The sequence below is a fragment of the Microbacterium sp. GbtcB4 genome, from assembly GCF_019091465.1.
Lineage (GTDB): Bacteria > Actinomycetota > Actinomycetes > Actinomycetales > Microbacteriaceae > Microbacterium > Microbacterium paraoxydans.
In genome coordinates this window covers 1-245 of the sequence record NZ_JAGXJJ010000393.1, presented here as the reverse complement: position 1 = coordinate 245, position 245 = coordinate 1, and the positions used below count along the sequence as shown (strand labels likewise).

Sequence of the window (245 nt, the reverse complement as noted above, 5' to 3'; positions counted from 1 at the left end):
CGTCTCGCACCAGCCGGCCGGCATGGTGATTACGGCAATCTCAGCCTATCGCAAGGCAGTCTTTGTCTGGCGCCGTTCGGATGGCACAATGCCGGACGGGTTTAAAACCGTCTTTGGCCGCTATTTGACGACGCAGGGGCTCGAAGGACTCTCGGCAAACCCGGTCATCCTGCGCTTTCCCTATTCCTGGGGACACGAAGGCGACCAGTACCCATTCGCCATGGCAGTTGTCGATCTCCCGGACT

General features: G+C 59.6%; 1 protein-coding gene. It reads left to right on the top strand.

Going from position 1 to position 245, the window contains the following annotated elements; all coding sequences use genetic code 11:
* Positions 1-245: hypothetical protein (locus KVS71_RS18260; protein WP_217585245.1), on the top strand; the 245-nt coding region annotated here is incomplete at both ends.